This window comes from Streptomyces sp. NPDC041108 (assembly GCF_055592645.1).
Genome location: NZ_JBVIYK010000001.1, coordinates 349,380 through 373,839 on the forward strand (window position 1 = coordinate 349,380; position 24,460 = coordinate 373,839).

A 24,460-nucleotide genomic window follows, 5' to 3' on the forward strand; every position below is an offset into this window, starting at 1 on the left:
TCGACCGGTCGGATCCGGCCAGGTGCCGTGGGGCGGCGGCGCCTCGGCAAACCCGGCGAAGCGGCACATCGGGACCCGACTGCCCTGCCGCATAGGGGAGTTCCCGAGGGGTCGAGGGTTTTCCCCGTATCCCCATGACCAGCGCTTTGCCTACTGTCATCGCCACAGCCGAACCATAGGTAACCCCTGGTGGACGGCTCGCGCTTGGCCGGCATTCTGCGCCATCCCTTTCTGGATCCCCCGCCGCTTCGATGAAGAAGCGTTTCACCGCCCGCTCCTCCCCTGACATGAGCAGGCCACGAAAGGCGAAGCCCTTGCGAACCTCCACCTCTCGTCTCACCGGACGGAAGCTCATATCCGTCGCCGCGGTCTCCGTCGCCCTGGTGGCCGGCATGACCTCCTCCGTCGCCGTCGCCCAGGCCCCCTCCGCCAAGGCCGACGCCGAGCCCGCCGTGGCCGGTGCCACCGAGGCCGCGCCCGGCACCACCGCCGAGCGCCTGATCGTCGGATACAAGTCCGGCGCCGCCGAGGCCACGTCGAACAAGGCCGCCGACGCGGACGCCGCGGCCAAGGGCAAGGAGGCCGGAGAGAGCCTCGACTTCCAGCGCCGGCTCGGCAGCGGCGCGGCCCTCGTCGACCTGGGTGACGACGTCACCAAGGCGGACGTCGCCGACGTCATCGCCGAGTACCAGGCCGACCCGCAGGTCGCCTATGTCGCCCCGGACCGCCTGAACAAGGCGCTGGCCACCCCGAACGACACCGAGTACAGCAAGCAGTGGGACCTGTACGAGGCCACCGCGGGCATGAACGTGCCCGGCGCCTGGGACAAGGTCACCGGCACCGGAGTGACGGTCGCCGTCATCGACACCGGTTACGTCGCCCACTCGGACCTCGCCGCGAACATCGTCGGCGGCTACGACTTCATCGCCGACACCACGGTCGCCAACGACGGCAACGGCCGTGACAGCAACCCGGCCGACCCGGGAGACTCGACCGCGGCCAACGAGTGCGCCGCGGGCGACCCGGCCAGCACCTCCTCCTGGCACGGCACCCACGTCGCCGGCACCATCGCCGCCGTCACCAACAACAGCAAGGGCGTCGCCGGTATCGCCTACGGCGCCAAGGTCTCCCCGCTGCGGGTCCTCGGCAAGTGCGGCGGCTACGACTCCGACATCATCGACGCCATCACCTGGGCGTCCGGCGGCACCGTCTCCGGCGTGCCCGCCAACACCAACGTCGCCAAGGTCATCAACATGAGCCTCGGCGGCGGCGGTGCCTGCACCTCCGCGACCCAGAGCGCGATCACCGCCGCCGTGAACCGCGGCACCACGGTCGTCGTCGCGGCGGGCAACAGCAACGCCAACGCGGCCAACTACTCGCCGGCCAGCTGCAACAACGTGATCTCGGTCGCGGCCACCAACCGCGCCGGCTCCCGCTCGTACTACTCCAACTTCGGTTCGGTCGTCGACATCGCGGCCCCCGGCGGCGAGACCCGCACCGTCGAGTCCGGCGGCATCCTGTCCACGCTGAACGCGGGCGCCTCGACCCCCGGCAGCGAGTCCTACGACTACTACCAGGGCACCAGCATGGCCGCCCCGCACATCGCGGGCCTCGCCGCGCTGGTGAAGTCGGCGAACTCCGCGCTGACCCCGGCCCAGATCGAGTCCGCGATCAAGACCAACTCGCGTGCTCTGCCGGGCACCTGCTCGGGCGGCTGCGGCGCCGGCCTCGCCGACGCGGCCAAGACGGTGCAGGCGGTGACCGGAGGCTCCACGGGGGGCACCACCTTCACCAACACCACGCCGCTCTCCATCCCGGACAACGGCGCGGCGGTCGAGTCCTCGATCTCCGTCACCGGCCGCACCGGCAACGCGCCCTCGGCGCTCCAGGTCGGCGTGGACATCACCCACACCTACCGCGGTGACCTGGTCCTGGACCTGGTGGCCCCCGACGGCTCGACCTACCGTCTCAAGGCGTCCAGCTCGGACTCCGCCGACAACCTGGTCACCACCTACTCGGTGAACGCCTCCAGCGAGGTCGCCAACGGCACCTGGAAGCTGCGCGTCCAGGACGTCGCGGCCTCCGACACCGGCCGCCTCAACAGCTGGAATCTGACCTTCTGATCCTCGGCCCCCGGGCCGAACCCCCGGCCGGACGGCCGGACCGCAGGACCGCCACCCCCCACTGCCGGCGGCCGACCGATGCGAGCGGGCATCGGCCGGCCGCCGGCTCTTGTAGGCCGGGCGTTAGCGTATGCGTATGCCGACAGAGAACTCCGAGGTGCCCGCCCCCGTGCCGGCCCCGGTGACCTGCCCTCGCTGCGGGGCCTCGGGGCCCACGGTGCGCACGGTCCCCGACGCCTGCGCCGATCCCGACTCCCGTCGCTCCGGCCTCTCCGACCGGCTCGCGAAGGCCCCGGGCGCGCATTCCGGATTCGACAGCTTCACGCACTTCCTGGAGGGCATGGTCCTCGCCGGCATCGGCGCGGGCCTCGCCTACAGCGGCGTGCAGAACGACAAACCCCTCTACACGGTGGGCGGTGCGATCCTCGCCGTCCTCCTCTTCGCCGGCACCCTCTGGGTGATCCGCGGCGAGTCCCGCGAACGTGCCGTCGTCACGGCGGGCGGCCCCCGCGCCGACGCCCTGTGGCGGCCCGCCCACCACTGCGCCTCCTGCGACTGCGTCTTCTACCCCACCGGCACCCCGTGGCCCGGTCCGCTGACGACGGACCAGTTCCGCAAATACGTCTGGACCGAGGCCGGCTTCGACCGGTACATGGAAGCGCGGCTGGCCACGGTGGAACTCCCACCCCGGACGCCCGCCGGTCCGGCCGGTCCCCTCGACCCGAGGGGCACCCACGGCCATGCCTGACGCCCCCGTCGTCCACGGCGACGACCCGGCCTCCTTCCCGCACGGCGTCCTCGCCGAACGGCACCCGGCGCTCCTCCGCAAGGTCCGCGACGCGACTCCCTACGGCCCCGAACAGCGCCGCGCCCTGGACGAGTTGCTGCACAACACCCTGCACGGCACCGTCGAACCACCGCCGGACGACGACTGGTGGGACACCTGGGACGTACGCCGCCACGCGGGCCGCTCCTGGTTCACCCTCCCCTTCCTCGTCGCCGAGAGCTGCTTCTACCGCCAACTCCTGCGCGCCGTCGGCTACTTCGGCCCCGGTCCCTGGCAGGGCGTCGACCCGTTCCGCCCCTTCAAGCTCGCCGAACTGGACACCCCCGAGGCGGCCGCCGAACTCACCGCCCTCGGCCCCCTGTCGCAACGCCCCCTCCCGGACCAGCTCCTGGCCCTCCTGCACGGCTCCCTCTGGGGCAACCGGGCGGACCTGGGCTTCCGCCTCCAGACCGAGCAGGACGGCGAGACCCCCGCCTCGTCCCCGCTGGTGGCGGACGACACCGACCGCCTGCTCTCCCTGCTGACGGCCGGCGGCCACGGCACCGCCGGGCGCACCCTGTGCCTGGTCGCCGACAACGCGGGCCGGGAACTGATCCCCGACCTCCTCCTCGTCGACCATCTCCTCACCCACGGCCACTTCGCCCGTGCCGTCCTGCACCTGAAGCCGTACCCGTACTTCGTCTCGGACGCCACCACCGCCGACACCCTGGACGCGGTGCGCCACCTGGTCGCGGCGAAGACCGACGCGGGGGACCGGCTCCACGCCGCCCTCTCCGAAGGCCGCCTGACCCTGCGCACCCACCCCTTCTCCTGCGCCCCGCTGCCCTACGCGGCCATGCCCGCCGACCTGCGCGCGGAGTTCGCCTCCGCCGACCTGACCCTGATGAAGGGCGACCTGAACTACCGCCGCCTGGTGGGCGACCGCCTCTGGCCCCCCACCACTCCCTTCGCGGAGGTCACCTCCTACTTCCCCGGTCCGGTGGGGGCCCTGCGCACCCTCAAGTCCGACGTCGTCACCGGGCTGACCCCCGAGACGGAGACGGCCCTCGTGACCGCCGAGGCACAGCGCTGGCGCACGAGCGGGACGAGAGCGCTGATCCAGGTCAGGGCCTGACGGGCGCGGGCGTCCGCCGAGAGCCGTGCCCCGGTCCACCGCGCACTCGGACTCACGTCCAGATTCACGCGATGGTGTGATCATGTACCCCCGTCCGGATGCCCGCCGCACGCCACGGGTAGGGCCCGGCCATGACGCAGCCGTTCGTACTCCCGCACTTCTACCTGCCGTATCCCGCGCGGCTGAACCCCCACCTCGAAGAGGCCCGTGCTCATTCCTCCGTGTGGGCGCGGGAGATGGGCATGCTGGAGGGCTCCGGCGTATGGGACCAGGCGGACCTGGACGCGCACGACTACGGACTGCTGTGCGCGTACACCCATCCCGACTGCGACGGGCCGGCGCTCTCGCTCATCACCGACTGGTACGTGTGGGTGTTCTTCTTCGACGACCACTTCCTGGAGCTTTTCAAACGCTCCCAGGACCGTCCCGGCGGCAAGGCCCACCTCGACCGGCTCCCGCTGTTCATGCCGCTGGACCTCTCCACCCCCGTACCCGAGCCGCGGAACCCGGTGGAGGCGGGCCTCGCCGACCTCTGGGCCCGTACGGTGCCGTCGATGTCGATGGACTGGCGCCGCCGCTTCGCCGTGGCGACCGAACATCTGCTCAACGAGTCGATGTGGGAGCTGTCCAACATCAACGAGGGCCGGATCGCCAACCCGGTCGAGTACATCGAGATGCGCCGCAAGGTCGGCGGCGCGCCCTGGTCGGCCGGCCTGGTCGAGTACGCGACCGCCGAGGTACCGGTGTCCGTCGCGGGGGCGAGGCCGCTGAGGGTCCTGATGGAGACGTTCTCCGACGCCGTCCACCTGCGCAACGACCTGTTCTCCTACCAGCGGGAGGTGGAGGAGGAGGGCGAGAACAGCAACGGCGTGCTCGTCCTGGAGACCTTCTTCGGCTGCGGCACCCAGCAGGCCGCCGAGACCGTCAACGACATCCTCACCTCCCGGCTGCACCAGTTCGAGAACACCGCGCTCACCGAGGTCCCCGCGATCGCCGTGGAGAAGGGCCTCACCCCGGGCGAGGTCGCCGCCGTCGCGGCCTACACGAAGGGCCTGCAGGACTGGCAGTCCGGCGGCCACGAGTGGCACATGCGCTCCAGCCGCTACATGAACGAGGGGGCCACGTCCGCGCGCGGCCCCCTCGACCTCGGCGGTGCGGTCCTCTCCGGCCCCGCCCTGGTCACCCGGGCCGGGCACGGCACGTCCGCCGCGGACGTGGGCGCGCTGCTGGCGACCGCCGCCGCGGAACGGCTGCGGGCCCACACGCACCAGCCGTACCAGAAGGTGGGACCCTCGCGCCTGCCCGACTTCCACATGCCGTTCCGGGTCGAACTCTGCCCCCACCTGGACGGCGCCCGCCCCCGCCTCACCGCCTGGGCGCACGCGATGGGCATCCTGTCCGAGGGCGTCTGGGACGAGGAGAGGCTCGCCGCCGCCGACCTGCCGCTCTGCTCGGCCGGCCTCGATCCCGACGCCACCCCCGAGCAGCTCGACCTCAGCTCCCACTGGCTGGCCTGGGGCACCTACGGCGACGACTACTACCCCCTGGTCTTCGGCCACCGCCGCGACCTCGCCGCCGCACGCCTGACCACGGCCCGGCTCTCCGACTGCATGCCCGTCGACGGTGAACAGGCCCCCCTCCCGGCGAACGCCATGGAACGGGGCCTCATCGATCTCTGGACGCGGACGACGGCGGCCATGACCCCCGACGAACGGCGCGGTCTGAAGGAGTCCGTCGACAAGATGACCGAGAGCTGGGTGTGGGAGGTGTTCAACCAGATCCACCATCGCGTCCCCGACCCGGTGGACTACCTGGAGATGCGCCGCGCCACCTTCGGCTCCGACCTCACCCTCAGCATGTGCCGGATGGGTCACGGCCCGCAGATCCCGCCGGAGGTGTACCGCAGTGGCCCCGTCCGCTCGCTGGAGAACGCGGCCATCGACTACGCGTGCCTCATCAACGACGTGTTCTCGTACCAGAAGGAGATCGAGTACGAGGGTGAGGTGCACAACGCGATCCTCGTCGTGCAGAACTTCTTCGGCTGCGACTACCCGGCCGCGCTCGGTGTGGTCCACGATCTGATGACCCAGCGGATGCGGCAGTTCGAGCACGTCGTCGCCCATGAACTCCCCGTCGTCTACGACGACTTCCGGCTGTCACGGGAGGCCCGCGCCATCATGGGCGGCTATGTGACCGACCTGCAGAACTGGATGTCCGGCATCCTCAACTGGCACCGGGCGGTGGACCGTTACAAGCCGGAGTTCCTGGCCCGCCGGGCCCACAACTTCGTCCCGGACCGGCCGCCGGTCCGGCCCTTCGCGACGCTGCACGCGGGCTGAACCCCACCGCGTCAGGCCGGGTGGGGTGCCGCCGCCCGGGTCGCGTGCTCGACCGCGGCCCGGGCGAACGCCCGCACGACCGGGTGCGGTCGGCCGCCGTCGCCGGCCAACTCCGGCTGGAAGAGCGTGGCCAGGAAGAAGGGGTGGCCGGGCAGTTCGGCGATCCGGACGTGCCCGTCCTCGTCGTGCCCCGAGTACCGCAGGCCGTGCGCGCGCAGGGTGTCGAGGTGACGGGTCGGCCCGTACGCGCAGAAGTACCGCTCCACCGACCGCTCGGTGTTCATCACGGACTGCGCGAGCGAACCGGGCTCGACGAGGACCGTCGCCTCGTGCCCGATCAGGGAACAGGCGAGCGGTTCGATGAGGAAGTCCTCGGCCTCCGGCTCGTTCTCGGCGTGCGCGACCCGGGTGAGCCCGCACACGTGCCGGGCGTACTCCAGCAGCGCGTGCTGGAAACCGCCGCACGTCCCCAGGAACGGGATGCCCTCCTCCCGTGCCGTCCGGATCGCGGACAGCACCCCGGCCTCGCTGCGGTACGGGCTGCCCGGCTCTCCTCCTTCTCCGAGGCGGCCCGCGAACTGGGCTACACCCAGTCCGCGGTGTCCCAGCACATCGCCGCGCTGGAGCAGGACCTCGGGGCCCCGCTGCTGAACCGGCGCCCCGTCCTGCCCACGCCCGCGGGCGAGCGGCTCCTCGAACACGCCGGACCCCTGCTGCTGCGCCTGGACGCGGCCCGCGCCGACGTCGTACGGATGGCGACCGCCCCCGAGCACGGGCTGACGCTGGCGGCGACCCCGACGGCACTCGGCCCCCGTACGGTCGTCGCGCTGCCCGCCGCCGGGGTGACCCTGCGGACCCTGGCCCGGGACGGCATCCCGGCGGCCGTCGCCACCGGCGCGGCCGACCTCGGCCTGGTCGACGGGCTCGCCGCCCCCAGCGACCCCCTCCGGCTCCCCGACGTGGCACCCCTCAGCACCCGCGGCGTCGGCGAGGAGGCCGTCTGCGTGATCCTCCCCGCCGGTCACCCCCTCGCCCGCCGCCCCGGACTGCGCCTCACCGACCTCGTCGACGCCCTCCCCCACTGCCTTAAGGGCGTGGGAGGTGCCCCCAGCTCGACGCCCCCGGCGCGGGCCTCCCCCTGGACCGGCTCCGCGCGGCGAGCGGCACCGGCGGCGTCCGCACCGGCCTCCGGTACGAGGGCACCGACCTGCGTACCCTCACGACCCTCGCCGCCGCGGGTCACGGCCTGACCGTCCTGCCCCGCGGCTTCGCGGCCGACGTCCCCGGCGCGGTCGCCGTCCCATTGGTCGAGCCGCGCCTCGTGCACCGCACGGAGATCGTGTACGGCGGCACACCCGGCGGAGCCGCCGCGGCCCTGGTCCGGGAGCCGGCCGGGCCGCAGTCGGCACCCGGGCCGATATGACGGGGTGTCAGTCTCACTCTTTCGTGGCTCGTCGGGCCGTGACGGCCCGGGTAGGTGTCCGGCCGGAGGTGGCGACACCATGGAACAGTCCGCGTTGAGACCCAAACCCATGCCGGGCCGGGAGTCCGGTGACGACCGGCCGTCGGGCACCGCCCGGCGCCCGCACGCCGCACCCCGCCGCGCCCGGCAACGACTGATCACCCTGCTGTTCGCCCTGGTCACCTGCGTGATCCTCGTTCTGTCGGGCGTGGGGCTCGGCACGATGGGCGCCACGGTGATCGGCATGAGCCGACTCGCGGAGTCGCGGGAGACCGCGCCGCGGGCCGCCGCCCCGCCCGACAGCGGCCGGTCCCGGCCGGGGGCTCCCAGGTCGGCCCCGGGGCAGGGGAGTTCACTGTCCGCGATCCCCATGGCGGCCGTGCGCCCGACCCTCGGCGTCGATGTCGTCGACGCCCCCGGGGACGCCCGCGGCCGAGGCGCGCTCGTGGCCGGTGTCCATGTGCCCGGCGCCGGGTACCGCGCGGGCCTCGTCCGCGGTGACGTCGTCCTGTCCCTGGGCGGCACCCGGACCGGTACGGCGGCCGACCTCGCGCGGGCGATCGCCGCCGCCCGCCCCGGAACGGCGCTCAGACTCGCCGTGCGCCACGCGAACGGCGCCCGGCAGTACCTGGTGGCCGTACCGGGGGTGGCCACCTGACCGGCACCGTCGTCCGCGAAGGCCGACCGCCGGGTCCGGGGCCAGGCACCCGCCGGAGAGCCGCGTCGGAGCGCCCGCGCCGGGGCTGCGCGGCGACCTGGCCCCGCGCAGGCCGAGGTGATGCCGCAATGGGCTCGCGTGCGCCGCGGCGGAGGGGCAGGATGCTGCCCGTAGGCCCAGGGCAGCTCCGAGCGGACGGAGGCAAGGATGACCGGCACATCCGGCGAGCAGGACGCCGCGGCGCCCCGTGGCTCCGGCGGCCCGCCCTCGCCCGTCACCGCCGAGGGGCCGCTCCCGCCCTTCACCGCCGACGACCACCGGGCCCGGATGCGGCGCGCGGCACGGGCCGCCGCGGACGCCGGGCTCGACGGGCTGCTGGTCGCACCCGGCCCGGACCTGGTGTGGCTGACCGGGCACCGGCCGCCGGAGACCGAGCGGCTGACGATGCTCGTACTGCGCGACGGCGAGGACCCCGTGCTGGTGGTCCCCACCCTGGAGGCCGCGGACGCCGCCGCGGCGCCCGGGGGCCCCGCGCTCACGCTCCACGACTGGACGGACGGCAAGGACCCCTACGAGGCGGCCCTCGCCGTGCTCGGCCCGGGCGGCCGCTTCGGCGTCAGCGACAACACCTGGGCGCTCCACCTGCTCGGCCTGCGGCGGCGGCTGCCCGGGACGGAGTTCACGGCGCTCACCGAGGCCCTGCCGATGCTGCGGGCGGTGAAGGACGCGGCCGAGCTGCGGCGGATGGCGGCGGCGGGTGCGGCCGCCGACCGGGCGTACGAGGAGATCCGACAGGTGTCCTTCGCCGGGCGCCGGGAGGCCGAGGTCGCCGCGGACCTCGCCGCGCTGCTGCGCCGGTTCGGGCACTCCCAGGTCGACTTCACCATCGTCGCGTCGGGTCCCAACGGCGCCAACCCGCACCACGAGGCCGGGGACCGCGTCATCCGCGACGGCGACATGGTCGTCCTCGACTTCGGCGGCCTCAAGGACGGCTACGGCTCCGACACCTCCCGGACCGTCCACGTCGGTGAGCCGGCCGCCGAGGAGCGCGAGGTGCACGACGTCGTGCGGGCCGCCCAGGAGGCCGGGTTCCGCGCGGTACGGCCCGGCGCGGCCTGCCAGGACGTCGACCGGGCCGCCCGCGCCGTCATCACCGACGCCGGGTACGGCGACCGCTTCGTCCACCGCACCGGGCACGGCATCGGCGTCACCACCCACGAGCCGCCGTACATGATCGAGGGGGAGGAGCTTCCGCTCGTGCCCGGGATGTGTTTCTCGGTCGAACCCGGGGTCTATCTGCCGGGCCGTTTCGGGGTCCGGATCGAGGACATCGTGACGGTGACCGAGGACGGCGGCCGACGCCTCAACAACACCACGCGCGAGATGGCGGTGGTGGAGTGACCCACCGCGTACCCTCGCTGCTCTGAGCCCCCGGACGACGGCGCGACCATGACCCAGGCACCGACACCCACCGCGGACAGCGTCCGCCTGCTGGTCCGTTCCCTGCTGCGGAACGGGGCCGGCCGGAGCGGCGACGGACCCGACGTACGGCCCGTCGCCGGGGACGACTCCCACCGCACCTGGTGGGTCGGCACCCGCCATGTGCTGCGCCTGACGACCGACCGGCACGCCGTCGTACGGCAGAAGCGCGAGCTGCGGCTGCGGGACCTGGTGCGTGCGCACATCGGCGTGGCCGTCCCCGTGAGCGTCGCCCACGGGGAGTGGTCCGGCGGGCTCACCTACACGCTCGACACGAGGCTGCCGGGCGGCAGTGCGGAGGACCACGACGTGTCCGCGGTGGGCGAGGCCGATCTGGCGGCGCTCCTGACGGGTCTGCGCGAGGTGCCGGCCCGGCAGGCCGAGGCGCTCGGGGTGCCGCGGCTCGCCCCGCGTTCGCTGGAGACCCTGCGGGCGGCGGCCGGGCGGGCGGCGCGGGTCCTCGCCGACGCCGACGAGTTCGACGCCGGGCGGCTCGGGCAGCTGACGTCCGGGAGCGCCGCGCAGCTGACGGCGCCCGGGGCTGTGCTGGTCCACCACGGGCTGACGGGCGACCATCTGGTGGTGAGCGCGGACGGCCGGGTCCGGGGGGTCCTCGACTGGACCGGCACGGTCGTCGGTGACCCCGCCGAGGACATCGCCGGTCTCGCCACCGCCGTCGGTTCCCCGGCCGCCGTCCGCGCGGCCACCCTCGCGGGGTACGGCGCCCGCCCCTGTCTGCGCGGTCTCTGGCTGGCCCGCTGCGACACGGTCATCGCCCTCGCGGAGGGCCTGCGCGGCCCGGCCCCCGCCGCGCTCCCGGCCCTGCGGCACCGCCTGCGGCACGCCTGGGAGGCGATCCTGCTGGAGCGGGTGACGGATCTTCGGGGCGAGGACTGAGGGGCCGGGCGAGGACCGGCAGGGAGGAACGGGCGAGGACCGGGGGCACGACGCCGTCCGCCCCTGCCCCGGTCCCGGCCCCTGCCCCGGCCACCGCGCCGCCCCGGCTCACGCCACCGTCAGGACCACGCACGACTCCCCGCCCAGCGTCAGCACCCCGTCCGCGCCCGGTGCCGAGACCGGGTCCCAGGACGCCAGCACCCGTGCGTGCGGCACCCCGACCGGGATGGTGGCGGTCTCCTTGCCCAGGTTCAGCGCCACGCACACGTCACCCCGCCGGAAGCCGAACCACCGCGCCTCCTCGTCGTGGGCGACCTTGACGTCGGAGAGGTCGGGGTCGGAGAGGTCGGGACAGGCGCGGCGCAGGGCGATGAGCGTGCGGTACCAGGCCAGCATCCGGGCATGCGGCTCGCGCGCCGGTTCGGACCAGTCGAGGCAGGAGCGGTCGCGGGTCGCGGGGTCCTGCGGGTCGGGGACGTCCTCCTCGGCCCACCCGTGCGCCGCGAACTCCCGGCGCCGCCCGCGCCGTACCGCCTCCGCGAGGTCCGGATCGGTGTGGTCCGTGAAGAACTGCCAGGGGGTGGAGGCGGCCCACTCCTCGCCCATGAAGAGCATCGGGGTGAAGGGGCCCGCGAGGACGAGCGCGGCCGCGCAGGCCAGCAGGCCGGGGGAGAGGGCCGCGGCGAGGCGGTCGCCCTGGGCGCGGTTGCCGACCTGGTCGTGGGTCTGGGTGTAGCCCACCAGCCGGTGCGCGGACAGGCTCGTACGGTCCAGGGGGCGGCCGTGGTGGCGCTCCCGGAAGGACGAGTACGTGCCGTCGTGGAAGTAGCCGCCCGTCAGGGTCTTCGCCAGACCCGCCAGGCCGGCCCGCGCGAAGTCCTCGTAGTAGCCCTGCGACTCACCGGTCAGGGTGGTGTGCAGGCAGTGGTGGAAGTCGTCGTTCCACTGGGCGTGCAGTCCGAGCCCGCCCCGCGAGCGCGGGGTCACCAGGCGCGGGTCGTTCAGGTCCGACTCGGCGATCAGGAACAGCGGCCGGTCCACCTGGGCGGCGAGCGCGTCGACGGCCGTCGACAGCTCCTCCAGGAAGTGCAGGGCGCGGGTGTCCCTGAGCGCGTGCACCGCGTCCAGGCGCAGTCCGTCGAGGCGGTAGTCGCGCAGCCAGGCGAGCGCGCTGTCCAGGAAGTACGCCCGCACCTCGTCCGAGCCGGGCGCGTCCAGGTTGACCGCCGCGCCCCAGGGCGTGTGGTGCCGCTCGGTGAAGTAGGGGCCGAAGGCGGGCAGATAGTTGCCGGAGGGGCCCAAGTGGTTGTGCACGACGTCGAGCACGACGCCGAGGCCCCGTTCGTGCGCCGTGTCCACGAACCGCTTCAGTGCCTCGGGACCGCCGTACGGCTCGTGCACGGCCCAGAGCGAGACGCCCTCGTAGCCCCAGCCATGCGTCCCCGGGAACGGGCACAGGGGCATCAACTCCACGTGTGTGACGCCCAGTTCGACCAGATGCGCGAGACGTTCGGCGGCCGCGTCCAGGGTGCCCTCGGGCGTGTACGTGCCGATGTGCATCTCGTACAGGACCGCGCCCGGCAGCCCGCGCCCGGACCAGGCGGCACGCCATGTGTACCGCCCGTGGTCGACGACCGCGCTCAGACCGTCGGGGCCGTCCGGCTGCCGGCGCGAGCGCGGATCCGGCAGGACCGGGCCGTCGTCGACGGCGAAGCCGTAGCGCGTGCCGTCCGACGCCTCCGCCTCCACGGTCCACCACCCCGGCCGCCGCGGATCGCGCTCCATCGCGTGGGTCGCCCCCGCGCGGTGGAGCGTCGAACGGTCGGCCTGCGGTGCCCACACCTCGAACTGCACGGAACGGTTCTCCCTCGGCTGCCGGTCGTCGTGGGTAGTCAGGGGCCGAGCCGCCCCGGGACGCGCAGGACACGCCACCGGAACCGCTCCCTTCCATCGTGCGCCAAACGGGATCTCCGCGCGGCCGGATCGCCGCATTCGCCCCATGGGTCGCACCGCCCGTCCGGCATGTGTCCGGGGATGGTCACCGTTCACGGCTTGTCTGGACACCCCAGGCCCCCCTGACCGACAATCACACGCGTGACGTCGTCCTTCGAGTTCCACACGTATCCCGCGCGACTGTCGGACGCCGAGCGCGACAGCGCGCTGAGGGCGCTCCGTGACGGCGTCGCACTGGGCCGCCTGTCGCACGACACGTTCATCCGGCGGATGGAGCTGGCCCTCACCGCCCGGCGTTCCGACGAACTCGCCGCGCTCACCGCCGATCTGCCCGTCGAGAAGCGCTGGTCCCGGCTGGTGCTCGGCACCGTCGGGGCGGTCTCCGGCTTCGGTGTGAAGCTGCGCCGCGCCTGGCAGGCCGAGCGGCTCCCGAAGCTCCAGCTGCCGCACCCGGGGAGCGAACACGCCCTGCGCATCGGCCGCGATCCCGGCAGCGGTCTGCGGCTCAGCCACGAGACGGTCTCCCGGGTGCACGCCGAGCTGAGCCGCCAGGGCGGCCTGTGGATCCTGCGCGACCTCGGCTCCACCAACGGCACCACGGTCAACGGCCGTCGGGTGATCGGCGCGGCCGTCGTCCGGGACGGCGATCAGGTCAGTTTCGGCCGGATGAACTTCCGGCTCTCCTCGGAGTGACCTTCCGACCGATCCCACGGCAAAGCTCTGGCCTGGCATTTACGCAGCGAGTTTGTCACCTTCCCTTGCCTTCCAGGGTGTTGACGCACGTTCTCGGCCGTGACTGACTGTGGGTACACCATGCACACCAGGTGAACCGACGGCACCACATTCGTGGAGGTGTGTGCCCTGCCGCCACTCCTCCGCTATCCGACCGTGGACGAGTTGTCCGCCCGTGCCGTCGGGCTCGTCGACCGGCATCCGCACCGCGCCCGGCTGCGCCGCGTGGGCACCTCACGGGCCGGCACCCCGATGTGGCTGCTGTCGGTCGGACGGGGCGACCGCCACGCCCTCGTCGTCGCGGGCCCGCACGCCAACGAGCCCGTGGGCGGCGCCACCGTCCTCCGGCTCGCCGAACGGGTCCTGGCCGACCCCCGGCCGACCGACGCCGCCGACACCACCTGGAACCTGCTGCTGAGCCTCGACCCCGACGGCTCACGCCGCAACGAGGGCTGGCTGTCCGGCCCGTACACCCTCGGGCACCACTTCCGGCACTTCTTCCGCCCCGGCTTCCTGGAACAGCCCGAGTGGCTGCCCGACGGCGCCGCCGGTGCCGTCATGCCCGAGACCCGCACCCTGCTCGACCTCCAGGACGAACTGCGGCCCTTCTTCCAGTGCTCGCTGCACGGCGTCGACGTCGGCGGCGGCTTCGTCGAGCTGACCCGCGACCTGCCGGGCCTGGACCGGCGCGTCGCGTGCGCCGCAGCCCGCCTCGGCATCCCGCGCGAGCTGAGCCCCTACGACACCCTGTACTGGCCCCGCCTCGGGCCCGCCGTCTACCGCATCCCGCCCCCGAGCCGGGGCGACCTCGCCGCCGCCATCACCGAGGCCGCCGTCGAGTCCACCTGGTACCACCCCCACCGTTACGGCACGGTCACCGCCGTCGTCGAGGCACCCATGTGGGGCGTGAGCGCCGTCGAGGACGCCTCCCTGCCGACCGACGCCGACGCCGTGCTCCGCCGGGTCAGCCAGGCCCTGCGCCGCGACACCCGGCTCCTGGAGGGCATCCTCGCCCGCGTCCGCCCCTCGGTGGCCGGCGGCCCGGACGCCGCCCGGTTCCTCGCACCGGTCGACGACTACCTCCTGGTCGGACCGGGCCTCGCCGACTCCTGGGACCCCGACGCCCACGACGCCGCCGCCCGGCCGCTGCCCCCGCTCGACACGGCCCGGCTCACCACCCTCGCCATCTCCGGCCGCCGGGTCGCCCTGCGCACCGCCGGGCTGCTGCACCAGTTGGTGACCCACGCCGGACGCGACCCGGCGGACGCGCTGCCCGAGCTGGACCGGCTCGTCGACCTGTGGTGCGCCGACTACCGCGACGGCTACCGGGCGCGCTGGATCCCCGTCGCCCGCCAGGCGGAGTACCAGGCCCGCGTGGTCCTCGCCGCGTTCGAGCTGGCCGCCGGAGGTGCGGGCGAGTCCCTTTCGGGTGAGCCGGGATGGAGTTCCGAGCCCGTCGTGCCGATGCACCGGGAATGACGCATTCCACCCGCGCGGCCCGCGCCGGCCTGCTCGCCGCCCTCGCCCTCCTCACCGTCGCCGCCTCGGCCCCCGGCCGGGCTGCCGCCGTCCAGGGCGACTGGCTCTACGTCTCCCTCACCCGAGGCGACGCCCGCTCCTCCGACACCCGCGGCACCCTGCTCCTGTGCGACCCGCCCCAGGGCCACGGCCGCGCCACCCAGGCCTGCGCGGACCTGCGCCGGTCCGACGGCGACATCGCCCGCATCCCCCACCGGCCCGCCGTCTGCACCGAGATCTACGCCCCTGTCCGGGCCACCGCCGAGGGCCAGTGGAGCGGCCGGCAGGTCGCCTACGAGCAGACCTTCGCCAACGCGTGCGTGATGGCGGCCCGGACGGGCGCGGTGTTCGACCTCGCGGACTGACCCTCCGCGCGCCGCCTCCCCGGCCCGGCGGGGCGGCCGGTGGGCGCGCTCAGAACCCCGCGTCCCCCCGCGCACAGGCCGCGGCGGCCAGCACCGTACGCACCTGATGCTCGACCTGGTCGGCCAACGGCACCCGCCGCGCGCGGAACCGGTCGGCGAAGGACTCGCACCACTCGGCGACGAGGTCTTCGAGGAAGGGCGCCCCCGGGGCGTCGGCGTCCGCCAGGACGCGCCGCAGCATCGCCGCTGCCCGCAACGGCAGCCGGCGCCCGAAGGCGTCCACACTGCCCACGTACGCCGTCGACAGGTCCGGTGGCGGCCCGTCGGTCCAGTCCCGGGCCAGCCCCGGCACCAGGGCCAGCGCCCACCGGGCGGCCCGCAGCAACGGCCCCTCGGGCCCCGGCAGCCGGGGCAGCTCCTCGGCCAGCACCCGCTCCACCCGGCCCGCGTCCGCGAGGAGCCGCCGCGCCAGATGCCGCAGCGCCGCCGCCGGGGCCGGGTGCGGGGCGATGTCGTCCACCAGGTCGCTCGCCCACATCGGCACCTCGACGACCGCGGTCAGGCCGCCGTACCGGTGGGCGTGGTACCAGGTGCTGTGCCGGGCGTCGTCCGGCATGCTCGGGTAGGCGGCGTGGCCGCCCGGCCGGGGCATCACGAACACCCCCGGCCCGGACACGGGCCAGCCCGCGGCGTCCGAGGCGCTCCGCTCGACCGGTATGCCCAGCTCGGCCGCCGACTTGGCGAACGGCTCGGCCAGCCCCGGCACGTTCCTCGTCAGCTGCACCCAGCTGCCGCCGAGATCCGTGCCGTGCAGGGTCACCTGGAGGTACGGCCGCAGCTCGTCCAGCACGCCGAACAGGGCGTGCGTCTCGGGCGGCAGCCGGTCCGGCGGCAGCACCGACGGCGACCACTCCGGCTGCTCGGGACCGGCCGGACGGAAGAACCCCAGGTGGTAGTCGAGGAGCGTGCGCGGCGCCGGGGTCGTGTGCAGACTCGCCCCGTCCGGGTCCGCGCAGAGCACGAAGTGCCACGAGACCCCGGAGCGCAACTCCCGCTCCCGCGCGACCCGTTCGGCCAGCGCCAGCACCGTGGAGCCGCCGGTCGGCTCGTTCGCGTGGGCGCCCGCGACGACCAGGACGGCCCGTCTCGCATGGCCCACGGACAACAGCCGCAGCGGCCGGCCCGCACGGGACACCCCGATCCGCCGCAGCGCGCACAGCCCCGGCCGGCGCTCCGTCAGCGTCCTTGCCGCCGCCTCCAGTTCCGCCACCGTGGGATAACCGAGCTCCGACAGCAGACCCACCCCCGATCAGTCCACCTGGCATCAGCATCCGCGCACCCGGCACGGCCGAGTGGGGGATATGCCCAGTGTCCGTCCATATGGGGGGCGGCGCCCAGGGGCGCCCGAGCGCACTCGCCGTTTTCGGCCACGCGGGCCGTCGCTCCCCGGCGGCCGGCGTCCGGCCGCCTGCGTCACCCGGCAGGGGATCCGGACGGCCGCGTCCTCGCCGAAGGACCCGTCACACGCCGACCCGCTCCAGCAGCGCGACCGGCAGCGTCGCGAAGAGGTCCGCCACCCGTACGTCGCCGGTGAACTCCCGCCCCTCGCCGACCACCTCGGCCCACCGGCCCTTCGGCAGCGTCAGCCGGGTGTCGCCCCAGCCACCGGCCTCCGCCAGCCGCAGCGACAGACGCGTCACCGCCGTGACCACCTCCCCGGACCGCGTGAAGGCCACACAGTGCCCGGCCCGGGGCCCATCCGCCGGCAGCGGCACATACGTCGCCGCGTCCCCGAACACCTCCGGCCGCCGCGCCCGCAGCCGCAGCGCGGCCGAGGTGAGCCGGAACTTGTCGGTCCCGTCGCCGTCCTCGTCCCGCGGCGCGAAGGGCCGGCGGTTGTCCGGGTCCACCAGCGCCCGGTACTCGCCCTCCGTCCCCTGGTAGAGGTCCGGCACCCCCGGCATGGTCAGCTGCACCAGGGCCGCGCCGAGGCTGTTGGCCCGCGCGTACGGCTCCAGCTCCTCCCGCAGCGCGGCGACCCGCGTGTCCACGGCGGGGCCCCGCCCGACGAAGTCCGCCACCGCCTGCTCGTACTCCGGGTTCTGCTCGGTCCAGGACGTGTGCAGGCCGGCCTCCCGCACATGCTTGAGCAGGGCCTCCCGCAGCCGGTCCGGATCCGCGGGCCCGAGCCCGAACGCCGTCTGCCAGGCCGCCCACGCCAGCTGCGGATCCGGTGCGCCGGGCCCGTCCCGGGTCACCTCCGCCAGAACGCCGGCCCACCGCTCGGGGCACTCGGCGAGCACCGCGACCGCCGCCCGCACATCCGCGCTGCGCTTGGTGTCGTGCGTCGACAGCACGGTCCCCGTGGCCGGCCAGTCGCGCTGCACCCGGGCGCAGTAGGCGTGGAAGTCCCGCGCCGACACGGCCGGGCTGCCGGGATCGCCCCCCACCTCGTTCGCCGACAGCAGCGGGACATAACGGTAGAACGCCGTGTCCTCCACCGACTTCGCCCGCAGCGCCGACGAGGTCTGCGCGAACCGCGCCCGGAACTCCGCGTGTTCGGGCCCCTCGCCGGCCCGGCCCAGCACCAGATCCCGTACGGCGTCCACCGACCGGGCCTCCTCGGGCACCACGAACACCGCGCGCGCCTCGGCCGCCGCCTCCTCGGTGACGACGAGCGAGGCGTCCTGGGAGGGATAGGGCCGGTACACCTCCATGCGGGCGAGCAGTTCGCACAGCGCGGTGCGCAGCGCCCACGGCGCCTGGTCGCGCAGCGCGAGGTCGGGGGAGCGTTCGCACAACCGGTGCGCCACCCGGGTGAGCCGTTCCACCTCGGCGACCAGCTCGTGCGTGAGCACCCGGTACGCGGCCCGGCGGACCGTCGCGTCCCACTCGCCGCCCCGGTCCGTCTGCGCGGCGGTGAACTGCCGGTAACCGCCCAGCAGTTCGTCGGCCCCCGCCGGATCCGTGAACAGCCCGTCGACGTGCCGCAGCGCGTCGTAGCCGGTGGTCCCCGCGACCGGCCAGTCCGCCGGCAGCGGCTCCCCGTCCGCCAGGATCTTCTCGACGACGGTCCACCGCCCGCCGGTGGCCCCGTGCAGTCGCCGCAGGTAGGCGCCGGGGTCGGCCAGCCCGTCGGGATGGTCGACGCGCAGCCCGTCGAGGACGCCCTCCTCCAGCAGCTGGAGGATCTTCGCGTGGGTCGCGTCGAAGACGTCCGGATCCTCGACCCGCACCCCGATCAGCTCCGAGATGCTGAAGAACCGCCGGTAGTTCAGCTCCGTCCGGGCCAGCCGCCACCACACCGGCCGGTACCACTGCGCGTCCAGCAGCTGCGGCAGCGGCAGCTTCTCGGTGCCCTCGCGCAGCGGGAACCTGTGGTCGAAGTAGCGCAGCTCCCGCCCCTCCACCACGAACCGCCCGGTCTCCGCGCCGAGCGGCCCGCCGAGCACCGGCAGCAGCACCCGGCCGCCCTGTGCCTCCCAGTCGATGTCGAACCACCGCGCGTACGCCGACTCCGGACCGTCCCGCAGCACCTCCCACAGCGCCCGGTTGTGACGGGGTGCCATGGCCATGTGGTTCGGCACGATGTCCGCGACGAGACCGAGCCCGTGGTCCCGGGCGGTACGGGCCAGCGCCCGCAGCCCCTGCTCACCCCCGAGTTCCTCCCGCACCCGCCCGTGGTCGACCACGTCGTACCCGTGCGCGGACCCGGGCACGGCCTCCAGCACGGGGGAGAGGTGCAGATGGGAGACGCCGAGAGAGGCGACGTACGGCACGGCGGCCGAGGCGGCGGCGAAGGGGAAGCCGGGCTGGAGCTGGATGCGGTAGGTGGCGGCAGGCACGACAGAGGTCATGCAGTCCTACGTACCCGCCCCACGACATTTGGAGCATCCCGACACGCGACGCCGCCCGCCCCGCCCGCCCTCAGGGCGCCGGGGCCGGGCGTGTCCTGTCACCCAGGGCCCTTCCGACGGGCCTAGGCCGGCCTCCGGAACACGGCCAGACTCCGGTCCACCAGCGCCACCCGGTCCCCGGCCGCGACCTTCGGTCCGTCCACCGCGACCGCGTCCTCGCGTCCCGTGTCCACGACCAGCTGCCACTGCGGCCCGTGGTTGACCGGCACCACGAACTCCAGCCGCTCCGCCGACGCGTTCACCATCAGCAGGAACGAGTCGTCGCTGATCCGCTCGCCGCGCGCACCCGGTTCGGAGATCGCGTTCCCGTTGAGGAACACGGTCAGCGCCCCGGCCTGCGCCGAGTCCCAGTCCCGCTGCACCATCTCCTGTCCGCCCGGCGTGAACCAGGCGATGTCCGACAGCTCGTCGTGCGTGCCCTCCACCGGCCGTCCGTGGAAGAACCGCCGCCGCCGGAACACGGGGTGGTCCTTGCGCAGCCACACCATCGCGCGGGTGAACTCCAGCAGGTCCCCGAAGCCCTCGTCGCCGTCGCCGTCCTCGCCGGACGGCCACGGCACCCACGACAACTCGTTGTCCTGGCAGTAGGCGTTGTTGTTGCCGCCCTGCGAACGGGCGAACTCGTCCCCGTGGCTGAGCATCGGCACACCCTGCGACAGCATCAGGGTGGCGATGAGGTTGCGCATCTGGCGGACCCGCAGCGCGGTCACCCCGGGGTCGTCGCTCTCGCCCTCGGCCCCGCAGTTCCAGGACCGGTTGTGGCTCTCCCCGTCCCGGTTGTCCTCGCCGTTGGCGTCGTTGTGCTTCTCGTTGTAGGAGACCAGGTCCCGCATCGTGAAGCCGTCGTGGCAGGTCACGAAGTTGATGGAGGCCAGCGGGCGCCGCCCGTCGTCCTGGTACAGGTCGGAGGAGCCGGTCAGCCGGGACGCGAACTCCGCGAGGGTGCGCGGCTCGCCCCGCCACAGGTCCCGCACGGTGTCGCGGTACTTGCCGTTCCACTCGGTCCACAGCGGCGGGAAGTTCCCCACCTGGTAACCGCCCTCGCCCACGTCCCAGGGCTCGGCGATCAGCTTCACCTGGGAGACCACCGGGTCCTGCTGGACGAGGTCGAAGAACGACGACAGCCGGTCCACCTCGTGGAACTGCCGGGCCAGTGTGGCCGCGAGGTCGAAGCGGAAGCCGTCGACGTGCATCTCGGTGACCCAGTACCGCAGCGAGTCCATGATCAGCTGAAGGACGTGCGGGGACCGCATCAGCAGGGAGTTGCCCGTGCCCGTCGTGTCCATGTAGTAACGCGGGTCGTCCATGAGCCGGTAGTACGACGGGTTGTCCAGGCCCTTGAACGACAGCGTCGGCCCCAGGTGGTTGCCCTCGGCGGTGTGGTTGTAGACCACGTCGAGGATGACCTCGATCCCCGCCTCGTGCAGCGCCCGTACCGCCGACTTGAACTCCAGCACCTGCTGCCCGCGGTCGCCCCAGGAGGCGTACGCGTTGTGCGGGGCGAAGAAGCCGATGGTGTTGTAGCCCCAGTAGTTGTTGAGGCCCATGTCGGCCAGCCGGTGGTCGTTCACGAACTGGTGTACGGGCATCAGCTCCAGTGCCGTGACACCCAGGGCGGTCAGGTGTTCGATGATCGCCGGATGGGCCAGTGCCGCGTACGTGCCGCGCAGCTCCTCGGGCAGCCCGGGGTGGCGCATGGTGAGGCCCTTGACATGGGCCTCGTAGATCACCGTGTGGTGGTACTCGGTGCGCGGCCGCCGGTCGTCGCCCCAGTCGAAGTAGGGGTTCACCACGACGGACGTCATCATGTGGGGTGCCGAGTCGAGGTCGTTGCGCTCCTCGGGCGCCCCGAAGCGATAGCCGTACACCTCCTCCCCCCACTTGACCGAGCCGCTGATGGCACGCGCGTACGGGTCGAGAAGCAGCTTCGCGGAGTTGGAGCGCAGTCCGCGCTCCGGCGCGTACGGGCCGTGCACACGGAAGCCGTACCGCTGTCCCGGCATCACACCGGGCAGGTACGCGTGCCGCACGAACGCGTCCGACTCGCGCAGTTCCACCGCCGTCTCGGAGCCGTCGTCGTCCAGCAGACACAGCTCGACTCGATGCGCGGCCTCCGAGAAGACCGCGAAGTTGGTACCGGCGCCGTCGTACGTGGCACCGAGGGGGTACGCCTGTCCAGGCCAGACCTGCATGGATACGACTCTTCCAGTTGTCGCGCGCCGCTGGGGGCGACTCCGAGGGGAGTCTCCCCCAAACTGACAAAACCTCCTAGGACATACGTCCCTCCTGCCCCGTGACGGGCACTTCGTGACGCCTCGGAGGCCGCCGGTGTCGCGTCCCCGCCCGCCCGCGGCCGTGAACCGGCTCACTCCCGGAGCGACAGCGGGCCGGAACGGCCGGGTCACATGCGGTAGTTGGGAAACGACCTGTCCATCCGGCTGTATCGTCACCCGCTACCGGAGTACCCTTCCTTGATCGTTGAGTAGGGGCGAGCTCGGGGGAGCGGAAGGCGGTGCGCGGGTGGGCTCGGGAGGGCTGGAGCTTCCTCCTGGTGACACGGGCGACACGGGTCACGAGGGGAACTCCACGGATGTCCCGCCCGGCGCGGTGTCCCTGGCACGGCCGATGGAGACGGGTTCCATCGGCCCGGAACTGGACTGGAACGCCGACGCCTGGCTCGAAGTGCGCACCCGCGCCCAGCGGGCGGGCCGCGCCTACATCTGGCTGAACCTCGTCGAGCAGCGGCTGCGCGCCGTGGTGGCCGCCGTGCTGCGGCCCGTCTACGAGCCCGTCCACGGCGACGACTGGGTGGTCGCCGCCGCCGGACCCGCCGGACAGGAGTGGGTGCAGCGCGCCGTCGCGGTCCGCGAGGTCAGCCGCCGCAAGGGCTATCTGCTCGACCCCGCCGACGACAACGTGCTCAGCTTCCTGACCCTGCCCCAGCTGCGCGAGCTGATGGTGCAGCACTGGCCCTGCTTCGAGCCCTACATCGACGAGCGGCGCGACGTGGAACTGGCCCTGGACGAGCTGGAGGTCACCCGCAACGTCGTCTCCCGCAACCGGGCCCTGTCCGAGGCCGTCCTCGCCCAGGCCGAGCGGGCCTCGGCGAAACTGCTGGAGATCCTCGGCGCGGGCAGCGACGTGCCCTCCGCGCGCCGGCTGCCCGTCGACGCGGTCGAGGAGCTGGTCGGCGACCGGTACGCGGACGTCGTGGGCGTCCACCCCGACCGGGTGCGGCTGCTGCGGCAGTTCCCCGCCGAGGACCTCTTCGGTGGCGCCCGCCGCCTCGACGCCATCGGCATAGGCCTGAACCTCCTCGTGCAGAACTTCTCCGGGCGGCGGCTCGTACGGCTCGCCGAGTCCGGCTGCCGGGCGCGGCTGCTCTTCCTCAACCCGGCCTCCAGCGCGGTCAAGCGGCGCGAGCGCGAACTGGGCATAAAGAGGGGCGAGCTGAGCCGTGCGGTCGAGATGAACATCCTCCACATGCGCCGGGTCCGCTCGCGGCTGCGCGACCCCGGCGCCTTCGAGATCCAGGTCTTCGACGAGACACCCCGCTTCACCGCCTACCTCGTGGACGGCGACGGCTCGGACGGGGTCGCGGTCGTCCAGACGTATCTGCGCCGGACCCGGGGCATGGAGGCACCGGTCCTCGTCCTGCGCGGCGGCAGCCGGGTCCTCAAGGCCGACGAGAACGGCGAAGTCGGGCTTTTGGACACCTATCGGGAGGAGTTCGAAGTGGCGTGGGCGGACTCACGACCGGTGTCGTGACCCGGACATGACGCGGGCGCGGCACGGCCGGTGACGGTGTGGCGCGGCGCCGAGCGGAATGCGGTCCTCGGATTGTCAGTGGCCCGTGCGATGGTGGTGGTCAATGGGGGAAAGCACCACCGAGAAGGGGGGCCACATGGGTTGGCACCGGCAGCTGCTGATCGGCTTCGACCTGGAGACCACCGGGACGGACCCGCGCGAGGCGCGTATCGTCACGGGCGCGGTGATCGAGGTCAGGGACGGGGAGCGGATCGGACACCGGGAATGGCTGGCCGACCCGGGCGTGGAGATCCCGGAGGAGGCGGTGGCGGTCCACGGCATCACCAACGCCCGCGCGGTGGCCGAGGGCGGACCCGCCGACCGGGTCGCCGACGCCATCGCCGACGTCCTCGTCTCCTACTGGCGCACGGGCGTCCCGGTGGTTGCGTACAACGCGGCCTTCGACCTGAGCCTGCTCTCCGCCGAGCTGCGCCGGCACGCCCTGCCGTCCCTGCGCGACCGGCTCGGCACGGACCCGGCACCGGTCATCGACCCGTACACGATCGACCGCTCCGTCGACCGCTACCGCAGGGGCAAACGCAACCTCGAAGCGGTCTGCGGGGAGTACGGCGTGGCGCTGGACAGCGCGCACGACGCCTCCGCCGACGCCCTGGCCGCCGCCCGGCTCGCCCGCGCGATAGCCCAGCGCCACCCGAAGGTCGCCGCCCTCGGACCGGCCGAACTGCACCGCCGCCAGATCGAGTGGTACGCCGAGTGGGCCGCCGACTTCCAGGCGTTCCTCCGCCGCAAGGGCAACCCCGAGGCGGTCGTGGACGCGATCTGGCCGCTTCGCGAACTGGAGGACGAAACGGTATGACCGCGACAGCGATCTCCCTGCGCGAAGTACGCGACAGCGACCTGCCGTTCCTCTGGCGGCACTGGTCCGATCCCGAGGCGCAGCGGATGGCCGCCTTCACCGGGGAGTACCAGTACGACCGGGCGCGCTTCGACGACCACTGGGCGAAGCTCCGCGCCGACCCCGGGGTGCTCAACCGCACGGTGGTCGCCGACGGCGAGGTCGTCGGATCGATCGCGGTCTTCGGCCCACCGGACGAACGCGAGATCACCTACTGGATCGACCGCGCCCACTGGGGCCGCCACATCGCCACGGCCGCCCTCACCGCCCTGCTCGACCTCGTGTCCACCCGCCCCCTGCACGCTCGTGCGGCCGCCGACAACACCGGCTCGATCCGCGTGCTGCAGAAGTGCGGTTTCGTCGTCACCGGGCACGACCGGGGCTTCGCCCGGGCCCGCGACGCCGAGACCGACGAAGTGGTGCTCATCCTCCCGGCCGTCTGAGCCGGCACCG

General features: G+C 73.5%; 19 protein-coding genes. 14 read left to right on the plus strand and 5 right to left on the minus strand.

The annotated features are described in order from the left end of the window. Positions 1 to 314: 314 nt before the first annotated feature. The 4 genes from ACZ6BB_RS01455 to cyc2 all read left to right on the plus strand — a co-directional run bounded on the left by ACZ6BB_RS01455 (position 315) and on the right by cyc2 (position 6,363). Positions 315 to 2,123 (plus strand): S8 family peptidase, encoded by a 1,809-nt coding sequence (locus ACZ6BB_RS01455; protein WP_471613294.1) that lies wholly within the window; start codon positions 315 to 317, stop codon positions 2,121 to 2,123. A gap of 136 nt (positions 2,124 to 2,259) precedes the next feature. Beyond that, positions 2,260 to 2,871 carry a hypothetical protein gene (locus ACZ6BB_RS01460; protein ID WP_471613295.1) on the plus strand — a complete coding sequence of 204 codons (612 nt, stop codon included), beginning with the start codon at positions 2,260 to 2,262 and terminating at the stop codon, positions 2,869 to 2,871. Further along, positions 2,864 to 4,024 (plus strand): damage-control phosphatase ARMT1 family protein, encoded by a 1,161-nt coding sequence (locus ACZ6BB_RS01465; RefSeq protein ID WP_471613296.1) that lies wholly within the window; start codon positions 2,864 to 2,866, stop codon positions 4,022 to 4,024. Before ACZ6BB_RS01460 ends, ACZ6BB_RS01465 begins: the two co-directional genes overlap by 8 nt. A gap of 131 nt (positions 4,025 to 4,155) precedes the next feature. Next, on the plus strand, positions 4,156 to 6,363 hold the full coding sequence (gene cyc2 / locus ACZ6BB_RS01470; RefSeq protein ID WP_471613297.1) for a germacradienol/geosmin synthase Cyc2: 2,208 nt from the start codon (positions 4,156 to 4,158) through the stop codon (positions 6,361 to 6,363). An 11-nt stretch (positions 6,364 to 6,374) separates the two neighbouring features. On the opposite strand, the gene ACZ6BB_RS01475 is transcribed toward cyc2, so the two are convergent. Beyond that, positions 6,375 to 6,971 carry a glutamine amidotransferase-related protein gene (locus ACZ6BB_RS01475; RefSeq protein WP_471614090.1) on the minus strand — a complete coding sequence of 199 codons (597 nt, stop codon included), beginning with the start codon at positions 6,969 to 6,971 and terminating at the stop codon, positions 6,375 to 6,377. Here ACZ6BB_RS01475 and ACZ6BB_RS01480 point away from each other — a divergent pair. The 4 genes from ACZ6BB_RS01480 (at position 6,942) to ACZ6BB_RS01495 (ending at position 10,859) form a co-directional block, all read left to right on the plus strand. Beyond that, a complete protein-coding gene (locus tag ACZ6BB_RS01480) occupies positions 6,942 to 7,613 on the plus strand; it encodes a LysR family transcriptional regulator (RefSeq protein ID WP_471614091.1) in 672 nt (223 codons plus the stop codon). The two genes, ACZ6BB_RS01475 and ACZ6BB_RS01480, sit on opposite strands and share 30 nt — an antisense overlap. Before the next feature lie 252 nt (positions 7,614 to 7,865). Further along, positions 7,866 to 8,483 carry a PDZ domain-containing protein gene (locus tag ACZ6BB_RS01485; RefSeq protein ID WP_471613298.1) on the plus strand — a complete coding sequence of 206 codons (618 nt, stop codon included), beginning with the start codon at positions 7,866 to 7,868 and terminating at the stop codon, positions 8,481 to 8,483. A gap of 327 nt (positions 8,484 to 8,810) precedes the next feature. Further along, complete coding sequence (locus ACZ6BB_RS01490) at positions 8,811 to 9,884, plus strand: M24 family metallopeptidase (RefSeq protein ID WP_471614092.1); 1,074 nt, start codon at positions 8,811 to 8,813, stop codon at positions 9,882 to 9,884. A gap of 48 nt (positions 9,885 to 9,932) precedes the next feature. Continuing rightward, entirely contained in the window at positions 9,933 to 10,859 is a 927-nt protein-coding gene (locus ACZ6BB_RS01495) for an aminoglycoside phosphotransferase family protein (RefSeq protein ID WP_471613299.1), read from the plus strand. 108 nt (positions 10,860 to 10,967) lie between these two features. Here ACZ6BB_RS01495 and treZ read toward each other — a convergent pair whose 3' ends face one another. After that, positions 10,968 to 12,713 (minus strand): malto-oligosyltrehalose trehalohydrolase, encoded by a 1,746-nt coding sequence (treZ, locus tag ACZ6BB_RS01500; protein ID WP_471613300.1) that lies wholly within the window; start codon positions 12,711 to 12,713, stop codon positions 10,968 to 10,970. 240 nt (positions 12,714 to 12,953) lie between these two features. On the opposite strand from treZ, the gene ACZ6BB_RS01505 reads away from it, so the two are divergent. From ACZ6BB_RS01505 to ACZ6BB_RS01515, 3 genes are all read left to right on the plus strand, one after another. Next, on the plus strand, positions 12,954 to 13,505 hold the full coding sequence (locus ACZ6BB_RS01505; protein WP_471613301.1) for an FHA domain-containing protein: 552 nt from the start codon (positions 12,954 to 12,956) through the stop codon (positions 13,503 to 13,505). A gap of 195 nt (positions 13,506 to 13,700) precedes the next feature. Beyond that, positions 13,701 to 15,023 (plus strand): M14 family zinc carboxypeptidase, encoded by a 1,323-nt coding sequence (locus tag ACZ6BB_RS01510; RefSeq protein ID WP_471613302.1) that lies wholly within the window; start codon positions 13,701 to 13,703, stop codon positions 15,021 to 15,023. Then, a complete protein-coding gene (locus tag ACZ6BB_RS01515) occupies positions 15,020 to 15,427 on the plus strand; it encodes an SSI family serine proteinase inhibitor (RefSeq protein ID WP_471613303.1) in 408 nt (135 codons plus the stop codon). The genes ACZ6BB_RS01510 and ACZ6BB_RS01515 overlap by 4 nt, the downstream gene beginning before the upstream one ends. 49 nt (positions 15,428 to 15,476) lie before the next feature. Here ACZ6BB_RS01515 and ACZ6BB_RS01520 read toward each other — a convergent pair whose 3' ends face one another. The 3 genes from ACZ6BB_RS01520 to glgX all read right to left on the minus strand — a co-directional run bounded on the left by ACZ6BB_RS01520 (position 15,477) and on the right by glgX (position 21,536). After that, positions 15,477 to 16,730 carry a M14 family zinc carboxypeptidase gene (locus tag ACZ6BB_RS01520; RefSeq protein ID WP_471613304.1) on the minus strand — a complete coding sequence of 418 codons (1,254 nt, stop codon included), beginning with the start codon at positions 16,728 to 16,730 and terminating at the stop codon, positions 15,477 to 15,479. A 217-nt stretch (positions 16,731 to 16,947) separates the two neighbouring features. Continuing rightward, on the minus strand, positions 16,948 to 19,284 hold the full coding sequence (treY, locus tag ACZ6BB_RS01525; protein WP_471613305.1) for a malto-oligosyltrehalose synthase: 2,337 nt from the start codon (positions 19,282 to 19,284) through the stop codon (positions 16,948 to 16,950). A gap of 122 nt (positions 19,285 to 19,406) precedes the next feature. Then, the gene (glgX, locus tag ACZ6BB_RS01530) at positions 19,407 to 21,536 is read right to left on the minus strand and encodes a glycogen debranching protein GlgX (RefSeq protein ID WP_471613306.1); all 2,130 of its coding nucleotides are present in this window, start codon (positions 21,534 to 21,536) and stop codon (positions 19,407 to 19,409) included. Between the two features lie 328 nt (positions 21,537 to 21,864). Here glgX and ACZ6BB_RS01535 point away from each other — a divergent pair, with 328 nt between their 5' ends. The 3 genes from ACZ6BB_RS01535 (at position 21,865) to ACZ6BB_RS01545 (ending at position 24,450) form a co-directional block, all read left to right on the plus strand. Then, the gene (locus tag ACZ6BB_RS01535) at positions 21,865 to 23,112 is read left to right on the plus strand and encodes an SAV2148 family HEPN domain-containing protein (protein ID WP_471614093.1); all 1,248 of its coding nucleotides are present in this window, start codon (positions 21,865 to 21,867) and stop codon (positions 23,110 to 23,112) included. Positions 23,113 to 23,248: 136 nt separating this feature from the next. Beyond that, positions 23,249 to 23,968 carry an exonuclease domain-containing protein gene (locus ACZ6BB_RS01540; RefSeq protein WP_471613307.1) on the plus strand — a complete coding sequence of 240 codons (720 nt, stop codon included), beginning with the start codon at positions 23,249 to 23,251 and terminating at the stop codon, positions 23,966 to 23,968. After that, positions 23,965 to 24,450 carry a GNAT family N-acetyltransferase gene (locus ACZ6BB_RS01545; RefSeq protein ID WP_471613308.1) on the plus strand — a complete coding sequence of 162 codons (486 nt, stop codon included), beginning with the start codon at positions 23,965 to 23,967 and terminating at the stop codon, positions 24,448 to 24,450. The genes ACZ6BB_RS01540 and ACZ6BB_RS01545 overlap by 4 nt, the downstream gene beginning before the upstream one ends. Positions 24,451 to 24,460: the final 10 nt, after the last annotated feature.